Origin of the sequence: Cyanobium sp. BA5m-10, assembly GCF_024346255.1 — a bacterium.
Classification (GTDB): Bacteria; Cyanobacteriota; Cyanobacteriia; order PCC-6307; family Cyanobiaceae; genus Cyanobium_A; species Cyanobium_A usitatum.
On sequence record NZ_JAGQCP010000017.1, the window covers coordinates 26,604 to 48,094 of the forward strand.

Here is a 21,491-nt window from a genome sequence, read left to right on the forward strand (position 1 = left end):
GAACTGGAAGGCCTGATCCTCGATTGCGCCGCCCAGGGCATTCACCAAGGTGAGGGTGGGTGCCGCATTGGTGGCGGTGAGGGTGTAGGTGGCCGTAACCGGCGTGGTGATAACACCGTCGCTGAGACTGGCGCTGATGGTCGCGGGGCCATCGGCAGTGGCGACAAAGGAACCGGCGGCGAGGGCTGTATTGATGGCACTAACGGTGCCGCTCAGTTGGATGCCGGTGGCATTGGGATCGGCATCGGTGAGGCCGCGGAAGCTGCCGCCGCTGGCACTCAGGCTGAGGGTGAGGGTCTGATCGGTGTCTGCGTCATTGACGCCGATGTAACTCAGGCCATCGGCCAGCCCCGTGGTTAGAGGACGGGGGGTAGTGCCTGGAGTGCTGAGGGTGGGGGCACTATTGAGCTTGGTGGCACTAAAGCTGTAGCTGGCTTTCACCAGCTCAACGCCACCATCATCCAGTTGCAAGTCAATGCTTGAACTGCCAACCTTGGCAGCTGTGAAGGTGGCATTAGCCACAGCTGCATTGATCTGCGCGGCTGTGCCAGTGAGCTGAATGCCATCGCGGCTGTTATCGGCATCCGTCAGGTTGCTGATGGTGCCATTGACAGGCAAGAGCGTCAGCGTCAGGGCGGTGCTATCGATGTCGGCGACGGTGAAATCAACCAGGGCGCTGCTAATGCCCGTATTGACGGGCGCCTCCGTGCCGGGCACACCGCTGATCGTCGGCGCATCATTCACCGGTGTGACGTCGATTGACACCGCAATGGGTATGGTTGATTCACCGCCGCTGTTGTCCAGCGCTGTCACCGTGAAGGCACTGATGGCGCTGGTGCCCGTGCCGTTGGCATCGGCGGTGGGCGTCCAATAGGCGTTAGTGGTGGGGGTGATGTGGTTGTTGGTGGTGGCATCCCAGGGGGTGGCGCCCTGCTCTTTGGTGCCGAGCTTGAGCGTGCCGCTGTTGACGGCTTTCACCACGAAGCCTTCCACGCTGCCGCCGTTGTCGGCATCATCAGCGGCGGCGGATAGATCCGAGAAAGTAATCGCAAACGGCTGATCTTCCTGAGCGCCGCTCAGCGTGTTGATCTGGGTGAGGGTGGGTGGTGAATTGATTGCTGAGAAGCTGACGGTGCTGCCGATTGCAGGTGCCAGCCCATTACTGAGGCTCAGCTCCAGGCTCGAATTCCCCGTGGTCGATGCCTTGTAGCGGGCATCGTTGAGTTGGCTGTTGATCTCAGCTGCGGTTCCCTTGAGCTGAAGACCACTGGCAAGGCTGTCGCCGTCAGTCACGCCGTACAGGGCTATGCCAGCAGCTGGATCACTGATCGTCAGCGTGAAGGTCTGGGGGCTGCTGGCGGCATCGGGATCGCTGATCGAGAGGAAGCCCAGGCTTTCGCCGAACCCGGCCGTGATCGGGCGGGCCGAACTGCTGGCGGAGTTGGTGAGAACCGGATCACTAACCGCACGGAATAAAAAGGAGCCTTTGCCTGTCCATGGTCCAGTCTGGGAGCCAATGACTCCGGAGCCATCATCCAGAATCAGTCTCACTGGGACCATACCGGGGGCAGTCGATTGCAGCGTGATCGCTGGATCGGCCAAGAGGGCATTGAGCTGGGCCAGTGTGCCCGTCGCCAACCAGGAACTGGTGCTGTTGATCACGAGCGTGGCGCCGCCGCTATGGGCTCCAGCGCTGAGGCCAGCCAGGCTGGCCTTGAGCACCTCGAGACTCAGCTGGGTGGAGGTGCCGTAATCGGCCAGATCCAAATCAGCAACGCTAATCGGCGTGCTGCCCAGCAGGCTCTGCAGGGTTGTGGCCACACCGTGGCGTAAGCGCCCAATCGTGCCGACTGGCGGAACACCACTGAACACGGCTGGATCATTCACCGCCGCCACCGTGATCGTGGTGCTGGCCAGGCCCAGGGGGGTGCCGCCCGTCACCAGATCAAAGCTCAAGACATGGTTGCCATTGGCATTGCTGGCGGGGGTGAAGTTGAGAACCTCACTGGTTTGCAGATAGCTATTAAGGGCACTGATCGTGCCCACCAGGGTCAGTTGGGCGCTATTGCTGCCACTAACCGTGACCCCCGGGCCGTTGTTGGCGCTGAGGCTGCCACTGAGCGTGCTGCCCTGGCGCACCGATAGTTGCAGCGTTTGCGGCCCATTGCCGCTATCGGGATCGGCCAACACCAGGGCGCCCAGGTTGAGCGGCGTCGGGGTGTCTTCCGTGGCGGCGATCGCAGGCGGCAGGTTGGTGAGCGTGGTGGGGTCATCGGTAGCGACCACCGCCACCGTGAGGCTGGCCGTGGCCGTGGCATTGGCCAAACCGCTGCCGTCATTGGCCGTGACACTGATCTGGCGCGGTGTGGTGTCGGGGTTATCGGAGCTGTTGGAGTAGCGGACCGCCAACAGGGCGGCCTGGAAATCGGCCAGGGTGGGGGTGGCATTAGCAGCGGCCTTAATCATCAGCGAGCCACTGGAGGCGTCGTAGGCCGCCGTTAAACCGCTCGGGGTGCTCGCCAAGGCCAGCAGATCACCGACTTGGCCATTGCTGATTGCCACCTGCAGCGATTGCAGGCTGTTGTCAGCGTCGCTGACGCTGGCGAGTGGACCCACGATCGCCATGGGGCTGCCGTTTTCGGTATACGAATTGGGCGCATTCGTGGGATCCAGATTCAGCTGGGGCGCCCGGTTGGTGATCGGTGCGCTGCTGCTGGTGAGGCTCGCTGGCAGGGTTCCCTTGAGCAGCGGGCCTGAGGCTGAAATGCGCTCGGCCTTCAAGGCCAGAGCCACCGTGGGGCTGCCGCTGGGGTTGGTGGTGGTGAGCTGCAGGGCACCGAGATCGATGCTGCCATCGCTGCCGATGGCCTTGCCATCGAGGGTGATCGTGGTGGCGCTGCTGTCACGGTCGCTGAACGCGCTAGCGCCGCCAAGCGAAAAGGCGCTAACAACCTCATCGAGGGGGGCATCGCCTGGGCCCGTGAGGCTGAGCCTTACGGTTTGACCGCTGGGCAGCCAGTTTTTATCGATCACTCCCGAGGCATCCACACCCACCAGGCGCAGACCGCTAAGGCTGGCTGCCACGCCCGACTCCAGGGTTGTGGTGCTGGAGGTGCCCTGGATCTCGAGTGTGGTTGCTACGACATCGGCGCTGATCGGCTGGGTGGCTGGGCTGCTGAGGCTGCCGGAGGTGGCTTTTAACGTGAACGATTCACCATCGGCAGCGGCCCGATAGACCAGGCCCGGGAAGGTGGCCACACCATTGATCAGGTCGGCGGTGAGGTCACCGGTGCTGCCAGCTCTTTCCAAGCTGCCGGAACCGTTAGCCACCAGCGTCACCGTGCCAGTGGCGGTTTTGTCGACGTTGCCATTGGCATCAACAGCCTGAACCAAAACGGTATTGGTGCTGCCGCTCTGCACATCAGTCGGAGCCACGATCTTCAAGGCCGTGGCGGGCAAGGCGCCAAGGGTGAGAATGAAGCCCGTTGAAGCATCAGCACCGAGGCCGTTGCTCGCCGTGACGGAGAAGGCATAGTTGCCAACCTGGCCTTGGGGGGTGCCGCTGAGTACGCCGGTTATGGGGTTGAGGGTGACACCTTCGGGCAGTTTCCCCTCGGTGACGGAGAAGCTTGGGGCGGGATAACCGCTGGTGGTGAACAGGAAGCTATTTGCAGTGCCGGCGTTGAAGCTGCCGTTGGCTGCGCTGGTGAAAGCGGGGACTTCGTTGAGATTCAACGAGAAGGCCTGGGTGGTGCTGCCGGCGCCGTTTTTAGCTTCTAAGACGTAGCTGTAGGCGCCGCCAGCCGCCGTGGGGGTGCCTGCTAACTCGCCCGTGGTGGGGTTGATCGTTAGGCCTGCGGGGAGGGGGTTACTGCCGGCGGCCAATCCGTAGGTGACGGCTGTGGGGAAGCCGGTCGCAGCGACGGTGAAAGTATCCGACTTGTCTTTATTGAACGTAGTGCTATTGGGGCTGGTGAACGTGGGCAGCGCGTTCACGGTGAGGATGTAGCTCTGTTTGGAGCCATTAGGGGCGTCGTTGCCCGCCACAACGAAGAACGCATACACACCACCGGTGCCTGCTGCCGGAGTGCCGCTCAGCTCGCCCGTGCTTGTCAGGGTCACACCCGTGGGCAGGGGGCCATTGGTGCTGTATCTGGGGGCGGGGTAGCCGCTGGCAATGAAGTTGAAGCTGCCGGAAGTGCCTGTTTGGAAGGTGTTCCTGTTCGCGCTCGTAATAAATGGAGCCTGAATCACCGTCAGCGTGAAGGCTTGGTTGGTGCTTCCGGCGCTATTGGTAGCGGTGATGATTAGGTTGCTCACGCCGCCGGTGCCCTCCACGGGTGTGCCGCTGATCACGCCGGTATTGGCGTTGAGGGTTAGGCCGCTGGGGAGAGGAGTAGTCCCAGACACGGCGTAGGTGGGCGCGGGGTCCCCGGTCGCAACGACGGTGAAGGTCCTCGGCGTGCCAATGGTGAATTCCGTGGTGAAGTTGGTGCTGGCGCCGCTGGTAAACGCGGGGGCGGAGCTTCCCTCCACCACCAGTTTGAACGGTTGGGAGGCGGTTCCCGCCGGGGTCGAGGCCGACAAAATGAACGCATAGGTGCCCTTGCCGGTGGGGGTGCCGCTCAGCACGCCGGTGGTGGCGTCGAGGCTCATCCCCGAAGGCAAACTGCCCACCGTTAGTTCATAGCGGGCGCCCACAGCCTGGGCGCCGAGGTTGGCAAAGAAGGGCAGATTCGCCTTGGCCAAAAATGCTGAATTGGCCGGGAAAGCGGCAAACGCCGGGTCACTCACCAGGGCCGATTGCACGGTGGCAAAGCTGCCGGCCGGCGCGCCGCTGCCGCCAAAAGCTGAGTTGCCCCAGGCACTGATCGAACCGTCGGCCTTCAGCGCCGCAAAGGCAGTGTTAATGGAAAAGACCTGCGTGAAACCGGTGCCGCTGGGGGCGTTGCTGCCACCGTTAGCTGAGTCGCCCCAGGCACTGATCGAACCGTCGGCCTTCAGCGCCGCAAAGGCAGAGCCCGTGGAGAAGATCTGCGTGAAACCGGTGCCGCTAGGGGCGTTGCTGCCACCGTTAGCTGAGTCGCCCCAGGCACTGATCGAACCGTCGGCCTTCAGCGCCGCGAAGGCACCGCCCGTGGAAAAGACCTGTGTGAAACCGTTGAGGGTGGGAGCGGGAGCGCCGGTGCCACCGAAATATGCATAGCCCCAGGCACTGATCGAACCGTCGGCCTTCAGCGCCGCGAAGGCACCGTTATTGGAGAAGACCTGCCTGAAACCGGTCCCGCTGGGAGCGTTGGTGCCACCGGAATAGGAGTCGCCCCAGGCACTGATCGAACCGTCGGCCTTCAGCGCCGCAAAGGCAGAGTTATTGGAGAAGACCTGCGTGAAACCGCTGCCGGTGGGAGCGCCGCTGCCACCGAAAGATGCGTTGCCCCAGGCACTGATCGAACCGTCGCCCTTCAACGCCGCAAAGGCAGAGCCCGTGGAAAAGACCTGCGTGAAACCGCTGTCGGTGGGAGCGCCGCTGCCACCGAAAGATGCGTTGCCCCAGGCACTGATCGAACCGTCGCCCTTCAACGCCGCAAAGGCAGAGCCCGTGGAAAAGACCTGCGTGAAACCGGTGCCGCTGGGAGCGTCGCTGCCACCGGAATATGCGTAGCCCCAGGCACTGATCGAACCTTCGGCCTTCAACGCCGCAAAGGCAGAGTTATTGGAGAAGACCTGCGTGAAACCGGTGCCGGTGGGAGCGTTGGTGCCACCGGTATCTGAGTTGCCCCAGGCACTGATCGAACCGTCGGGCTTCAAAGCCGCAAAGGCAGTGCCAGAGGAAAAGACCTGCGTGAAACCCGTGCCGGTGGGAGCGCCGGTGCCACCGTGAGCTGAACTGCCCCAGGCACTGATCGAACCGTCGGCCTTCAGGGCCGCAAAGGCTGCCGAATTACTTGCAGACTGGCCGGACCCCGCGCTGTAAACAGCCCCGCTGCCCACCCTCTGGTTGGGCAAAATCACCCCCAACGGCTGTTTCACCTCCAGCACATACACCTGGGCCGTCGACCCCACCGCGCTGGTGCTGGTGACGGTGAACGAATAGGTGCCGGCTAGGCCGGATGGCGTGCCGAACAGGAACCCGGTAGCCGGGTCGAGGGACAACCCTCCGGGCAAGGCGCCGGCGGTGATGCTGTAATAGGCCCCCTGGCTGATCGCACCCACCTGGTAGGCCGTTGGGCCGGCGCCGCCGTCGTTTCCAATCGCTCGGCCGAGATAGGCCGTGGGCAGGTCGCCGGTGGTGCCGTACTGCTGATACGGAATCATCTCCCGGGCCGAGCTGACGGTTAGGCCGGTGCTGGTGGGTAAGCCGAAGCCGCCGTTATTGGTGTTACCCCAGGCCGACAGACTGCCATCGATTTTTTGGGCCACGAACGAAGTATTGTTTGAGTAGACCGAGGTGAAGCCGGTGCCAGTGGGCTGCTTGCCGGCGCCAAAGGCGCCATTGCCCCACGAGAAGAGCGTGCCATTGTTCCTAAGGGCGGTGAACGCCTGTTCGTTGGAATAGATCTGGGTGAAGCCGGTGATTGAGCTCGCTGGCGCGCCCTGGCCGCCGGCGTTGGCGTTACCCCAAGAGTTAATGGTGCCATTGGTCCTTAGGGCCGCGAAAGCGCCATTGGTGGAATAGATGGCGGTGTGGTTGGCGCCAGTGGGGAAGCTGGTGTGGCCGCCGCCGGTGGAACTACCCCAGGCCGTGAGGGTGCCATCGGATCTCAGCGCTGCAAAGGCCGAGCCGGTAGCCGCGACGCTCATAAAGTTGCTGCCGCCGGTGAACGGATTATCGCCAAGGGGTGTGTTGCCCCAGGTGGTGATGGTGCCGTCGGCGCGCAGTGCCGCGAAGCCGTAGTAGTTGGAATAGATGGCGGTGTAGCTGTTATTGCTGGCCAGGGAAGGCAGCAGGCCGCCATAGGTGCTATTGCCCCAGGCCGTGATCGAGCCATCGGCCTTCAGGGCGGCAAAGGCGGTTTCGTTGGAGGTGATGGTGACATAGCCGGTGCCGGCGGGCGCGTTCGTGCCGCCATTGGCAGAATTACCCCAGGCGACCAAGCTGCCATCGGCCTTCATGGCCACCATGGCCTTTTCGTTGGTGAAAATCTGGGTGTAGCCGGTGTCGGTAGGTTCGCCAGTGCCGCCGGCAAAGGTCGCTCCCCAGGTCGAGATGCTGCCATCGGCCTTCATGGCGGCGAAGGCGTAGCCATTGGAAAACAAGCGGGTGAAGCCGGTGCCGGTTGGAGTATCCAGTCCGCCGTATTCGGTGTTGCCCCAGGCCTGAATTGAGCCGTCGTAACGCAGCGCAGCGAAGGCTTGGGAAGTCTGGGCGATCTGCACATAGCCGGCATCGGTGGGCACGCCGGTGGCCCCGGCGCCGCCATAGCCGCTTGCGCCCCAGGTGACGATGGTGCCATTGGGCCTGAGGGCGGCATAGGCCCTCTCGTTCAACCCCTGGGTGCCGGTGCTCATGGCATCGACGGTGGAGTACTGGCCTATGTTTTGGTTAGGCGTGTCGGCACTCACCTTGATGGTGAAGGTCTGCGCCGAGATGCCTTTGCCATCGCTGGCGGCCAGCGTGAACTGGTAGTTGCCGGGCGTGGTGGGCGTGCCGGCCAGAGTGCCACTGGCTTCCATCTGCATGCCGGGGGGCAGGGTGCCGGCAATGGGCGAATAGTTCAGCTGGACATTTGTTGGAGTCGCAACCGCGGCCAGGTCGTAGCTGGCGGCTTGGCCGACGGCGTAGTTGGCATAGCCGATCGGTTTGGCCGTGCTAAAAGTGGGCTCCGCGGTGGAAGTGCTGGCACTCGACACCGTCAATGAATAAGCCTGGCTCGATTGGCCGGTGCCGTTGAAGGTGGTGACGGTGAAGTTGGAGGTGCCGGTTTTGGTGGCCGTGCCTTCCAAATAGCCGGTGGCGACATTGAGGCTGAGTCCATCAGGCAGGGCGCCGCTGGTGATGGCGCTGCCGAGGCCGAGGCCCGTGTTGGCGCCCACCTGGTAGGCCGCCACGCCGTTGAGGTTCAGGGCCTGGATGGCCAGCGAGGTGCCGAGTCGGGCGGCGGGCAGGTTGCCGGTCACGGCGAACTGGCGGGCGGGCACCACCGCGGTGGCGTTTTGAAGCGAGGCGAACGCCACCTGAGCCGTAGCGCCTTGCAAGCCGCCACTTGATGAACCCCAAACGGAGAGGGTGCCGTCGGCCTTCATGGCGGCGAAGGCGTATGCGCGGCTGAAGATCTGGGTGTAGCCAGTGCCGCTGGGAGCGCCTGTGCCACCAAAGCTGGGTTTACCCCAGACGGTGATGCTGCCGTCGGCCTTCATGGCGGCGAAGGCGTTGTTGTTGGTGTAAATGGTCTTGAAGCCGGTGCCGCCAGGCGCGCCGGTGCCACCGCTATCGGTGGCACCCCAAGAGACGATCGAGCCGTCGGCCTTCAGCGCCGCGAAGGAGCCGCCGGTGGAGAAGACTTGAGTGAAGCCGGTGTCTGAGGGGAAGCTGGTGTCGAAATTGCCCGAGTAGCCCCACGAGACGAGGGAGCTATCGCTCTTCAGGGCGGCAAAACCGTTGGCGGTGGACCAGATATCGACAAAGCCGCTCCCTGTTGGCCCGTTGGTTCCACCCCCATTGTTGGTGTTGCCCCACACGGCAATGCTGCCATCAACTTTGAGCGCCGCATAGGAGCCGTTATTGGCAAAGATCTTGGTGTGGCCGGTGCCCGTGGGCGCGTTGCTACCGCCGCCAACACTGTCTCCCCAGGCGGTGATGCTGCCGTCGGCTTTGAGCGCCGCATAGGCATCGCCGTTGGGAGTAATGCTGGTGAAGCCGGTGCCAGTGGGAGCACCCACCACAGTGCCCCAGGTGGTGATGCTTCCGTCCGCCTTTACGGCCGCAAAGCTATAGATAGTGGAGGAAATTTTGGTATAGCCAGTGCCGGTGGGAAAGCCGCTGCCGCCCACGGAAGTGTTCCCCCAGGCGAAGATGCTTCCGTCGGCCTTGAGGGCGGCGAAGGCAAAATTCGTGGAATAGATCTTGGTGTAACCGCTGCCAGTGGGCGCGCCAACGCCGCCGTAGCGACTGTCACCCCAGGCGGTGATGCTGCCATCATATTTAAGTGCGGCATAGGCGTTAGAGCTGGCGGTGATCTGGGTGTAGCCGGTGCCGGTGGGTTCGCCACTGCCGCCATAATCATTAGAGCCCCAGGAGTAGACGCCGCCGTTGGCAGTGAGGCCGGCAAAGGCCGCCCCGTTGGCGTATTCCGTGCCCGAGCCGATGGTGTAGACGGCACCAGCGCCCTGGCGCTGGTTGGGCAGCAGCGAACTTTCCACCCTGAGGTTGAAGTTTTGGGTGACGCTGCCGGCGGCGCTAGTGGCGTTAATCGTGAGCGGGAAGCTGCCCGGCTCGGCGGGGTTGCCATGGATCCAGCCGGTGGCGGCATCGAGCTTCATGCCAACGGGAAGCTTGCCGTTGGTGATCGTGAAGGTGAGGCCCTCGCCCTGGATGCCCAGGAACACCTGCGATTGCTGCGTCTGGTTGACAACGAAGCTCGTCGGCGCGCCGGCGGAAAGCGGCAGGTAGGGCGCCGCCAGGGTGGGCGATTGCACGGTGAGGAAGTTGCTGCCCGTCGGCGCGCCGCTGCCGCCGGTCGTTGAGGAGCCCCAGGCATAAAGCGAGCCATCGCTCCTGCGGGCGGCAAAGGCCGTGCCCGAAGTGGTGATTTCGCTCCAACCGGTGCCAGTCGGCCCGCCCGTGCCGCCCATGGTGGTGTCGCCCCACACGGAAACCGAGCCATCGGCCTTGATCGCCGCAAAGGCGCCCTGGCTACTGAACAGGTTGGTGTAGCCGGTGGCGACGGGGGCCACCTTGGTGTTGCCGCCCTCTAGGGAGCTGCCCCACACGCTGATGCTGCCGTCGGCCTTCAGCGCCGCAAACGAATTGAGCGTGGAGTACACCTGGGTGTAGCCCGTGCCGGTGGGGGCGCCGGAGCCGCCATTGAGCGTGCTGCCCCAAGCAGAAAGGGAGCCGTCCTGGCGGATCGCCACGAAGGCGGCGCTGTTGCCGTAGAGCTGGCGGTAGCCGCTGTCCTTGGGTGCGCTGGTGCCGCCGTAGGCCGTGTCACCCCAGGCTGTGATGAAGCCATTGCTGTCAATCGCCGCCATGGCCCGGGAGGTGGTCACCACCTCCTGCTGGCCCGTGGTGGTGGGTTTGCCCGTGGTGCCGCCGGTAAGGCTCGAACCCCAGGTGCTGATCGTGCCCGAGGTGATGATCGCCCCGAACGCGCCGTAGGAGGTCGTGCTCGGCTGGTAGTCGTTGACGGTGACGCGGGGAGCGAACGCCGTGGTGGCAAAAAGGGCGCTTGTGCCGATGCTGTTGGTGTTGCCCCAGGTCTTGATCGTGCCATCGATCTTTTGGGCCGCGAAGCCACCACCGTTGGCGAAGATTCGGATAAAGCCGGTGCCGGTGGGTGAGGCGGTGCTGGTGGCGCTAAATGTGCCACCGTTGGCGGTGTTACCCCAAGCGGTGATGCTGCCATCGCTTTTGATGGCGGCAAATGCATCGCGGGTGGCGGAAATCATCTTGTAGCCGGTGCCCGTCGGCTCGCCGGTGGCGCCGTTGCCGCTAAAGCCCCAAGAAACAATCGAGCCGTCGTTTTTGAGGGCGGCGAAGGCCTTCTCGTTGGAGGTAATGAGGGTGTAGCCGGTGCCGGTGGGCGCATCGGCTTGTTTGCCGCCGTTGGCGGTGTTGCCCCACACCGATACCGAGCCGTCCTTGGTGAGCGCCGCAAAGGCTGAGAGGTTGCGGAACTGCTCGCCGGTGGCGCCCAAGAAATTGGGGCCACCGAGGCTGGTGCCCGTGCCCGGGCGCTGGCCGGTCAGGGTGTTGCTGGCGGTGACATCGAGCTTGAGCAGCTGGCTCGTGCTGCCCGCAGCATTGGTGGCCGTGACAGCCACATACGGGTCCACCGCGGTGCCGAGGCCCAGCTGGCCGCTGATCACGCCGGTGGTGGGATCGAGGCTCAGCCCCGGCGGCAACACGCCGTTGCTGCCGATCACCACATCCTTAATGGTGTGGAAGTTGTTATTGCTGGCGCCGGTGGTGCCCGTGAAGCCGAAGGCCCAAAGTGATTTGTCGACGGTTTGCCAACCCGTGACATTGCCTGTGTCAAAAGCCAGGACATTGTTCACCCACACCTGCGGGCGCCCCTCGGCGCTCATCGCAATCTTGACAGGTAAGTAGGGATTGCTACTGGAATAAAGAGCGCTGGTGAAGGGGTTAGCGATCGTGGTTCCGCCAACTTTGGTGTTGTTCCACCAAACAGCCACCTCCAGGTTGGCATTCGTGGTGGCATTGGTTGGCAGTTCCGTGATGGAAACGCGCAACCCCTTGCTGTTATCGCCGGGGTTGCCATAGTTAAAGCTGATGCCGCCACCGCCAACGGCGGTGCCGCCGCCCACCTTGTAGTTGAAGCCGGCTGTAAACGCCGTGGGGTTCTGCTCACCCTGGCCCAGGAATTGAACAAAGCTGGTTTGATTGTTCGTATTCTGGGTGAGTTCGATCGCGCCGTTATTGAATCGGCTATTGCCATTGATATAGGCACCCGCGGGCAGGCTGCCGGCATTGGCCAGCGTGGTGCTGATCAGGGCCTGGGGCGCCACGCTGTAGGTGGCGGGGCCGGCGCTGCCGGCTGCCGCGATGGCAATCGCGCTGGGCACTCCAGGTAGCAATGCCTGGGTCGAGGAGTTGCTGAAAACGGGCGCGCCAGAGGCCAGGTTCAGCCTGAATGATTGCGAAGTGGCGCCATCTGCATTGGTGGCCACAACATTGAACACGTGCTGGCCTGCGCTCGCCGCCGTGGTGGGCGTACCGGAGATCACACCGGTGCTGGGGTCGAGCGACAGACCGGCGGGCAATCCCCCGTTTGACACGATCGCGAGGTTGTCGATGCTGTGACTGCTGGTGTTCGCGCTGGTGTTGGCGGAGCCCAGGGCGAACTGCCAGTTGGAGCGGTCGGCGGCGTTCACCTTGCCGCTCAGGTTCGCGTTTAAAACCTGGGCGCCGACATAGCTGACTGTGAGCAGATTGGCCGCATCGAGCTTGATCTGCACCGGCTTGGCACCGATGCCAAAACTGACGGGCGCCGAGGCGATGACCAAGCCGTTCCAGCGCACCTCAACGGACGAGGGCGCTGTTGTGGTAATCGCCCCCGCCTTGGTGTAGGCCTCAAGAAAGCTGACTACAAGGCCATTGCTGCCGACCATGGAGGTCGCGCTGCCTGTGGTGCTGGTGATCGTGCCGTAGTTGAAGCTGGTTCCGCTTGCAGTAGTACCGCCGACGCTGACATTGCCAGCGGTGTAGTCAAAAGCCGCCGTGAAAGAGCCCGGGCTTGCGCTACCTAGCTTGGGCAGGATGAGCGCGCCGTTGGTGTTAGCGGTGGCCGGGTTGAGGGCAGCCGAACCACCACTGATTTGGGCGTTGCTCAGTGCCCAATCCGATGGCAGGGTGGAGAAACTCGTTTCAAACAGGGTCGCTGGAGCTATCGAATAGGTCGGCGAGCCCGTGGCCGCCACCGCAAACGATCCGGCCACGGTGCGGCTGAAATCGGCGCTGGCTGGGCTGGTGAACACCGGTACCGCCAAGATCAGGCCGGAGTGATCCCAGGCCTGGGAGAAGCGTTCCGTTTGGGCCTTGATCGGCCCGGTGGCATAGCCAAGCGTTAAATCACCGCCCTGGGCGGCCGAACCGGTGGGGGTGACACTGGCGGCCACCGCGGCCCCCGTGAGTGCCGCCAGCCCATCAACCAAGGCCCGCCCTTCAGGGGTTGCGGCCACGGAGCAGCCATAGAGCAGGATCTCGGCGCCAGGAGCCAGGTGCTGCCGCCAGGCGGTCAGGGCGTCCGCACGCAGCTGCAGGGTGGCATTGCTGATCCGTTGACCCGCAAGGAGCAACGCGCCCGGTTCGCCGTGGCTGATTACGCGAACGACCGAGGCGCCCGGATGGGCGGCCAGGGCAGCGCCGATCTGGCCAATGCCATCGCGGCCCGCCTCCAGCACCACCACCCGCGCACCGGCGAGCTCCTCTGGCGGCACGGAGCCAGCGAGCTCGGCGCTGAGCAGCACCAAGTCGAAGGGGTCGCCGGCTGGCTGCGGCGCCGCAGCCGCACCGCCAGTTTTGGCGGCAGGCCGGCCGCAGACTGTTGCAGACAGGCCAAAAGCCCCTTTGCTCTGGCTGGCGCGCAACGCGGTAACGGCCACAGATGTTAAACAAATAATTATTGGATTAAATATTACACTATTACACTAAGCTAAGCGTCAGATTGACGCGTTAAAATGGCTCCTCAAATAGGTAGTTAGTCATCACTACAGCCTGGCGGCCCTAGCCATGCTATCACTTTTGCGAATTGCATTAAAAGCACATTAGCGTTCAAATATAATAGTTTGCCGTATAAATATGGTCTCTTTTTTGTTCTAAATGCAAGACTTCTGTTAGGATTTAAATATTGCCCAGCTTCCTAGCCCTCCCTATGGATGACGTCGTGACACAGCAGAGACGGGTCCTCAATGTGGGCGGCCAGTCCCGCGGGATCCAACTCCCTGGCCCCTACGCCACGTTTGAGCAGGTCCTGCTCGACCTAGATCCGTCGGTTGGGGCCGACATCGTGTTGGATGTGAGAGAGCTCACCAGCCTGGAGCCGCAGCAATTTGATGCCGTCTATTGCTCCCATAACCTCGAGCATGTGCGCCAGCACGAAGTGCCCGTGGTGCTGGCGGGCTTCCGCCATGTGCTCAAGCCCGGCGGCCTGGCCCACATCATCGTGCCCGATCTGCAGGAGCTGATGCTCGCCTGCGTGCAGCAGGGCATCGACCTCGATGGCCTGCTCTATGAATCGCCCATGGGTCCGATCACCCCGCTCGATGTGCTCTTCGGCCACGGCGGCATGATCGCCCAAAGCGGCCAGGACTATTACGCCCATCGCACCGGCTTCAGCCGCCGCACCCTGGCCAATGTGGTGGAAGCCAGCGGCTTTAGCCCGATGTTCTGCCAGCAGGGCAACCTGGAACTCAACCTGATCACCTTCAACGGCGATCCCGACCCCGAGCTCGCGGCCCTGTTTGATCTGCCGCTGTCCAGCCTGGACCCGTCAGCAGCCTTCTAGGAAAGGGGGCATGGCTTTCGTCCAGACCGGCCCTCTGGCCGCAGCGATTGCCCTGCATCAGCAGGGTCAGCTGGAACAGGCGCGCCAGGGCTATGGAGCGATCCTGGCGAGTGATTCGGGCAACGCTCCTGCCCATCACTACCTGGGGTTGCTGGAGCACCAGAGTGGCAACCCGATGGCCGCGCTGCCGCACCTGCGCACGGCGGTGCAAAGCGAAGCGGCTGAGCCCTTTTACTGGGTGAACCTGGGCAACCTGCTCAAGGATCTGCAGCGGCCCCAGGAGGCCGAGGCGGCCTACCAGCGCGCCCTGGCCCAGGAACCCGGCGACGCCCTGGCGCTCTACAACCTGGGCCATCTCTACCAGCTCTATGGCCGCTGGAACGAGGCGGCCGCCAGCTTTGGCCAGGCCACAGCCGCCCAGGACGACTTTGTGCTCGCCTGGCAAAAGCTCGCCGCCATGGAGCTGCGCGCCAACCGGCGCGAGCAGGCCTTAGCGGCGGCCGAACGGGCCGTGGCCCTGGCGCCCGATGACGCGGCGAGCTGGTTTCACCTGGCCGATGCCCTGGGCCGCTTCGCGCGTTGGCCCGAGTCCCTGGAGGCCCTAGAGCGCTCCCTTGCCCTGCAACCGCAGTTTGCCGAGGCCTGGAACAACCTCGGGCTGGCCCGCAAGCAGCAAGGCGATCTAGCCGGGGCAACGGCCGCCTTTGAGGCCGCCCTGGAGCAGGCTCCACCTAGCGATCCGGCCAATGCCTCGCTGGCGGCCGAAACCTGTTCCAACCTGGCCCAGCTCGAGCTCGACGCCTACCAACTCCAGGGCGCCCAGCAGTGGAGTGAGCGGGCGCTGGCCTTGGATCCCCAAAACGCCCAGGTGCAGTTCACCAAGGGCAACGTGCTCAATGCCTTGGGGCAGTATGAGCTGGCAGCTTCGGCCCTGCGCCGGGCCTTAGAACTCCAGAGCGATTTTCCCGAGGCCCTCAACAATCTCGGCAATATCCTGCTCAACCTGCGGCGCCACAGCGAGAGCATTGCCACCTTTGAACGGGCCATTTCCCAGCGCAGCGATTACGCCGAGGCCCTAGCCAACCTGGCCAATGCCCAGCGCGAAGCCAGCTATCCCGACCTGGCCGAACAGGCCCTGCAGGAGGCGATTCGCATCAAGCCCGAGTTCGCCGCTGCCCACTCCAACCTCGGCAACGCCTATTTCGACCAGGGCAAGGTGGATCTGGCCCTGGAGAGCTACCACCGCGGCATCGACCTTGGCCAGGACGATCGCGATTTTGTGCCCAACTACCTGTTCGCACTCAATTACAGCCCCAGTGCTAGCGATGCCCACCTGGCCGCCGAAGCAAGGCGCCTGGCCCAGGCCAAATTCGACGGCCTAGGTAGCGAGGCCCTTGGCAGCGAGGCCGTTGCGCTTGCACCAGCAGCGATCGGCGCGCGCCGGCTGCGGCTGGGCTATGTGTCGCCCGATTTCTGGATGCATCCGGTGGCGCGGTTCCTGCTGCCGGTGCTCGAGCACCACGACCACAGCCAGTTTGAGATCTTCGCCTACTCGTCGCGCTATCTCAAGGATGGCTTCACCAGCGAGATCGCCAAGCACGTCGAGCAATGGCGCGATGTCCACCAGCTCAATGATGGCGCCCTGGCCGAGCAAATCCGCGCCGATGGCATCGACCTGCTGATCGACCTCACCATGTACGCCCGCGATTGCCGTCCGGGCCTATTCGCCCGCAAGCCGGCGCCGGTGCAGATCAGCTACCTGGCCTATGTGGGCACCACCGGCCTAGCCGCCATGGATTACCGCATCACCGATCGGGTGCTCGATCCGCCCGAAGGCGGGCCGCTGCCCTTCAGCGAGCAGCCCCTGCGCCTGCCGCGCTGCTGGTGGAGTTTTGCCGTGCCGCCGCCGGTGGTTGCCATCCCCGAGGTGGTGCCGCCCCCCTGCCTGGGCAGCGGCGTGATCAGCTTCGGCAGCCTGAATAACTTCGTGAAGGTGAACGAAGGGCTGCGCGAGCTCTGGGCCCAACTGGTCGCCAGCGTGCCCGGCTCGAGGCTGGTGCTGCACATCAAGGAAACCCGGGCCCGCCTGGGCTTGCTGGAGTGCTTCGCCGAGCGCGGGGTTGCGAGCGATCGAATCAGCCTGATCGGCTATCAAAACGGGCCCGATTACATGGCCACCTACGGCCAAATCGACATCGCCCTCGACACCTCCCCCTTTGCCGGCGGCACCACCAGCTTCGATGCCCTCTGGATGGGGCTGCCGCTAGTGACCCTGGCCGGCGGGCGCAGCTCCAGCCGCGGCGGCGCCAGCATCCTCACCAGCCTGGGCCGGCCCGAGTGGATCGCCCGCAGCCCCGAGGAGTACATCGCCATCGCCCAACGCCTCGCCGCCGATCCCCAAGCTCTGGCGACAATCCGCAGCGGCCTGCGCGCCGAACTGCAGGCCTCGCCCCTGATGGATAACGCCGGCTTCACGCGGGAGCTTGAAGCGCTCTACCTGCAGGCGTGGGACGAGAGGAGTGGGGGCGAGTAGGACAGCGAGCAAGGAGTGCCCTCAGCTGCAACCCAGCGGCCTGGTTAAGGCAGGGAAGGCCTTGAGCAGGGCACGATCAGCGGTGACAAGCGGTGCATCGAGTTGTTGAGCCGCAGCAACAAACTCACAGTCGTAAGCGCTGCAACCGCTGCTGGCAGCCAACTTCAGTACGTCCTCGGATTGGACCGGTTCCTCATGGCCAATCACCAGGGTTTCGGCCTGCTCTTGCAGGGCAATCACCTGCTCAAGGCTGAGGGTGCCGCGTCGCAGGTAACCACACAACACATTGCGCCATTCACTCCGCCACAGCGGCGGCGCAGCCCAGGTGGGGTGCTCTTCCAGCAAGGCTTCTGCGGCAGCGGTTTGGGGTCCCCGTAACAGCAAATAGGCCACCAAGTTGGTGTCAACCACAATCATGGGCGGCCCTCCGCCTTGAAGGCCTCGATCACGTTCGGATCAAAATCACTGCTACCAAGCGTTTGCCGTAACGCCCGAATCTCACGCAAGCGGTCCGGCACAGGAACGGATGCAGCGGCAAGACCAGCCTCCAGGCAGACGATGGCTTCGTTGTTGAGGCTGCGGCGATGGTGCCTGGCAGCTGCACTGAGGCGCGCATGCAGGGCTTCGGGCAGGTTTTTGAGCGTGAGGGTCTTGGCCATCCCAGCAGCCGGCAGTTGGGCATGGAACCATTATGGATCCATTCTGGTTGCGCAGTCCAAGGCCTGCATCTCGAGCCTGCCGCAATCAGCCCGGTTGGGGCGGCGCTGCGGATCCCAGCACCCCCAGGCGGCGCAGCAACGGCAGGCAGCGGCGGCGAAAGTTCTCGGCCAAGCGCTCCAGATCGGCTTGGCGTTCACTCTCCGGCACAGGCTGCCCATCGCGCAGCATGGTTTGATCCAGGGCCCGCAGTCCGGCATCGATCGCCCCAGCCAGGGCGGCTTCGCTACATCCCTGGTTTAAGGCGTTGAGGGCGAGGAGCTCCATCCCGGTGAGCCTGTGGAGGTTGCCGCTCACGGGGCAGGCCAGCAAGGTATAGGGAGCACCGGCGGCGACGCTGGCGCCGATGTGGGCGTTGAAGCGCTGGCTGGGGCCCCGATCCCGCTCGGCCGGCACCAGCGCCACCGCATTGCGGCCCAGCAAGAGGGACACGGTCGGCACGAGCGAGAGCTGGGGCGTGCCAGGGGGAATCAAGCGACCGAGCTCGACCAGGGAGCGGGGCCCATCCTGCAGGCCCGCAAGCAGGGCCCGAATCCAGTCGCGGTTGGCCTGGACCTCGCCCCAGGCAAGCGGAAAGCGATGGCTGGTCTCGTCGACTAGGGCGTCTGGATCCAACAGGCTGCACACCCGCACCTGCTCAAGGGCGGTGGACACCTCCAGGGGCCAGAGGGGGTCCACCCCCTTGACATACACATCGCGGCGGAACGCCTGGTTGGTGAGCAGGTCGCGCACCAGCTCCCTCAAGGCCGGGTCACTCAGGCGTTGGATCTGCTGCTGGGCGGGCACCGGCAGCAGCGCGTCAAAGTTCTCGGCCAGGGTGGCGCTGCCGAGGTAGCCCAAGCCCAGCTCGCGCATGGACTCAATCACCTGGTTGGCATAGAGGGGCTGCCAGTGGCTGTTGTTGTATTCGTGCAGCAGGTAGCTGGGATCCAGCTTGCCCAAACCATCGAGGCGGCGTGGCAGATCCCGCTGGGTGCCAAAAACCTGGGCATTGGCCTGGCGAAGACCCTGAAACAGGTCCCGGGCGCCGTCCAGCGCCGGCATGCCATCCCCGAGCGTGGCCTGCAAGCTGCTAACGCAGTGCTGGAACGGCAGCATCGGCAGCCAGCCGGGCAGGGTGTTGTAAGAGAGGTAAAACAGGCCTCCGGGACGCAGGGCCCGTTCAGCCAGACGCATCAGGCTGAGGCGGACCTCCGGGGCGACCCAACTCAGGATCCCGTGGGCCACGGTGAAGTCGAAGTCGCCCCAGGCAATGACGCCGCCTGCGGCCTGCTCCAGCTCCAGGAAATCGGCCTGCTCAAAGCGCACATTCACCAGGCCGCTGGCCGCCGCCAGGGAGCGGGCGTGGGCGATGTGCTCGGCGTTGAAGTCGATGCCGAGGAAGCGGGCCTGGGGATAGTTCGCCGCTTGCAGGCAGAGGTTGTAGCCCTGGCCGCAGCCGAGCTCGAGCAGCTGGAAGGGCCCGCAGACCTCCGGGGGCCGATGCCGGTGGAGCAGGGCCAGGAAGGCCAGCCGTTCGGGGGACGGTTCTCTTTGGGCGTCATAGGTGTAGCCGGCTCCCGTGAAATAGCCGTGGCGAAGGGTCATGGGTTGGAGGGCTGCTGGGCTCGGTTCAGCCCGGGGGACTGGATAACAACATATACAGCTGGAAGTAAATTTATTCACGACTGCTTATTGACTTCGATTCTGCATTAGTCTTTTCTGTAATCTTTCTATTATGACTAGACAGCGGGATTTACTGTTTCTGCATATTTCATGGCATGATTGGGTAATTCGTAAGAGCTGTGAATTATTTCAGGTTCATCAATGACTAGGTCTGGACAGACGATGCCTTGAAGAATCTGAACCGCAAAGATTTCCTGCAGAGCATCTTCAAGCCTCACAAAGGCAACGAGCTGACCTATTTCGATATTGATAATCCAAATTCCGCTGTTGCGTGCAATGTTTTGTTCTGTGATGGGAATGCCACTGAAAACTGCCGTTTCCCTTGCCTGGGATAGTCCAATGAAAGCAAGGGGACCCCAAAAATCCAAGCCCCGTGTGAAGCCTGGAACAGTTGCAACTGCCTCATGCTTGTCAGTTTTGAGATCAACAACAGAGAGAGTTCCTTTGCCAGATTCGAGTACCCAGAGTTGCCCGTTGTGCCAGCGGGGCGAGTGAGGCATAGAAAGATTATGTGCGATGACTTCGCCACTGGGGATATCGATCAAAATTTCGCCGTCTTTTTTATTGTCTCGCCAACCAGTGGGTGTGTTTGTTTCACCAAGGGCGGTGACATATTTGGGTTTGCCATCAACCATGCCTAGGCCATTAAGATGACAGCGATCATTCGGGGAATATCCGGTGATGAAGCTTGGCTTCCAACGGGGTAGAAAGCTATTGATATTATCCAGGGTGCATAAGCAAGAAAAACGTGTGTTCACTACCCAAAGTTCATCGTTCTCGCCATAGGCCATCTCGTGCACAAGGATGTCGCCTGTGGTGTGCGAATCGCGGGGCATATAACAGGCGTCTACGTGACCAATTGGTTCGCGTTTTGCGCAACTGCTGGCATGTTGCGGAAGTGATGTATATGCCCTGGTGTGCCAATAGAGAGGATCTGATGATTGGCAGCTAGACTCATAGGCGAGTCAAAGGTCTGGAAGTGGGTATTAAGCAGGCCGTCTTGAGGTCTAAGAAAAACTAACTTTCCGGCTTGATAAGTGTTACAGCAAGTGAAGAATTTATTTCCTCTAATATTAGGGGAAAGTTTTCTGTATGAACGCTCCGCAGGGCTGGCAGTGCATCAGCATCATCTTCTTGAGTGGCATTACATTCATCTTCCTTTCTTTGATTGGCCTTCAAGCAAACCTCCTCGTAGATTGGTCAAGGATAGTTAATGAGGCTTTGTCGACTAAGGCATTGGGCGTAAAGCCAGGGGGAGTGCCTTGGACCATCTCTATAAGGATATGGCGGCCAACCACACATCCCAAAGTTTTTGTCTGCTGTCTATTAATCAAGGATCTGTGGCCCTTGTAATCAGAAGGGAACATACCCACCGTAAACGATGGCAGCTACCGGGGTTGCTCGGGGCGGAGTTAGCGGTTGGGTGGTTAAGGTCACTGGGCCGGTCACTCGATCTGGTCACTTCTGCCCAGCGCTGGCTGCTTGACTGGGGTTAGCCCGCTATTTGGTTCTCTTATAGTTCTTGGTCGATGCCTTTTGGCACACTGTGTTTCTTGGGCAAGTTTGCCTCCGATCAGCCGCATCTCGCTGGGAAGCAACTTCGATCAAGCCTTGAGGCATTGAGCGGAAGTCTTGGGCCATCAGCTAGACATCAAATTCTCCACATCGAATGGACATCTCTGTCAATAGCGATTGATTACCCATACCCAACAGATCGTGGCTGGCCAAATGGTTGCCGTGCAATCGCTTACGTGTGGTGCTATGTTATCTAAACGCCATGATGGATTTGCATTCACTTTGATACATGGTATCCGCTAGCTCTAATTATCCTTGATAGAACTTAGGGGTTGGTTGATACCGTTTGCCCGGGGAGTTGCTGCCGATATACGGATTTCTGTTCACTTCATGGGCCATCCTTTTTTGCATCAGGACTCTGCAGCTCCTTGGCGACGGCTTTCACAAGCGGGTCATCACCGGCGCGGAAGATTCCATCACATAGCAGACCCAGTCCGGCACTCAGCAGTAATTCCTGAACTTCGGCCAGGTTCAAGGAGAGCAGCTCTGCGCCAGCGCATCCAATTTTTGCCTCTTTCGTTTGATGATCCGCAGCAGCTCTGGTTTCCGTTACCTCAGTGATCGGCACCAGCCGACTGCAACCTCAGGCTTCTCACCAGCAATTCATATCAGGGATCCAGTTCGCTCAGGGGAATGCCGTCACGCTGGTGCCGGTACACGCCGCGCTGACCACCCAGCAGGCCGCTGAAGCGGCGTCCCATGGAGTGGTGTAACTCGGGGGGATCAGCCCCGGCGTAGCCGGGGCTGACGGCTCGCCTCCCTCAGACATCAGCTGTGGCAATGGGTGGGCCGGTCTGTGACCCTGTTCGGAGAAC

The 21,491-nt window shown here is 62.5% G+C and carries 8 protein-coding genes (1 of these 8 only partly in view); 2 read left to right on the top strand and 6 right to left on the bottom strand.

The window, feature by feature from the left end; translation table 11 throughout:
* Nucleotides 1–13,284, bottom strand: partial view of an Ig-like domain-containing protein gene (locus tag KBY85_RS07940; RefSeq protein ID WP_254960977.1) — the start only. The gene continues 15,297 nt to the left of window position 1, outside the view; only the first 13,284 of its 28,581 coding nucleotides appear in the window; its start codon is at nt 13,282–13,284; its stop codon lies off the left edge, out of view.
* 281 nt (nt 13,285–13,565) lie between these two features.
* On the opposite strand from KBY85_RS07940, the gene KBY85_RS07945 reads away from it, so the two are divergent.
* Both KBY85_RS07945 and KBY85_RS07950 read left to right on the top strand, forming a co-directional pair.
* On the top strand, nt 13,566–14,186 hold the full coding sequence (locus KBY85_RS07945) for a class I SAM-dependent methyltransferase (RefSeq protein WP_254960978.1): 621 nt from the start codon (nt 13,566–13,568) through the stop codon (nt 14,184–14,186).
* Between the two features lie 10 nt (nt 14,187–14,196).
* Nucleotides 14,197–16,719, top strand: a complete 2,523-nt coding sequence (locus tag KBY85_RS07950; protein WP_254960979.1) for a tetratricopeptide repeat protein — start codon at nt 14,197–14,199, stop codon at nt 16,717–16,719.
* Between the two features lie 21 nt (nt 16,720–16,740).
* On the opposite strand, the gene KBY85_RS07955 is transcribed toward KBY85_RS07950, so the two are convergent.
* From KBY85_RS07955 to KBY85_RS07975, 5 genes are all read right to left on the bottom strand, one after another.
* The gene (locus KBY85_RS07955; RefSeq protein WP_254960980.1) at nt 16,741–17,136 is read right to left on the bottom strand and encodes a type II toxin-antitoxin system VapC family toxin; all 396 of its coding nucleotides are present in this window, start codon (nt 17,134–17,136) and stop codon (nt 16,741–16,743) included.
* Complete coding sequence (locus tag KBY85_RS07960) at nt 17,133–17,378, bottom strand: FitA-like ribbon-helix-helix domain-containing protein (protein WP_254960981.1); 246 nt, start codon at nt 17,376–17,378, stop codon at nt 17,133–17,135. The genes KBY85_RS07955 and KBY85_RS07960 overlap by 4 nt, the downstream gene beginning before the upstream one ends.
* 85 nt (nt 17,379–17,463) lie before the next feature.
* Nucleotides 17,464–19,023 (bottom strand): class I SAM-dependent methyltransferase, encoded by a 1,560-nt coding sequence (locus KBY85_RS07965; protein WP_254960982.1) that lies wholly within the window; start codon nt 19,021–19,023, stop codon nt 17,464–17,466.
* A gap of 134 nt (nt 19,024–19,157) precedes the next feature.
* The gene (locus tag KBY85_RS07970) at nt 19,158–19,961 is read right to left on the bottom strand and encodes a TIGR03032 family protein (protein WP_396121831.1); all 804 of its coding nucleotides are present in this window, start codon (nt 19,959–19,961) and stop codon (nt 19,158–19,160) included.
* Nucleotides 19,962–21,004: 1,043 nt separating this feature from the next.
* Complete coding sequence (locus KBY85_RS07975; protein ID WP_254960984.1) at nt 21,005–21,244, bottom strand: hypothetical protein; 240 nt, start codon at nt 21,242–21,244, stop codon at nt 21,005–21,007.
* Nucleotides 21,245–21,491: the final 247 nt, after the last annotated feature.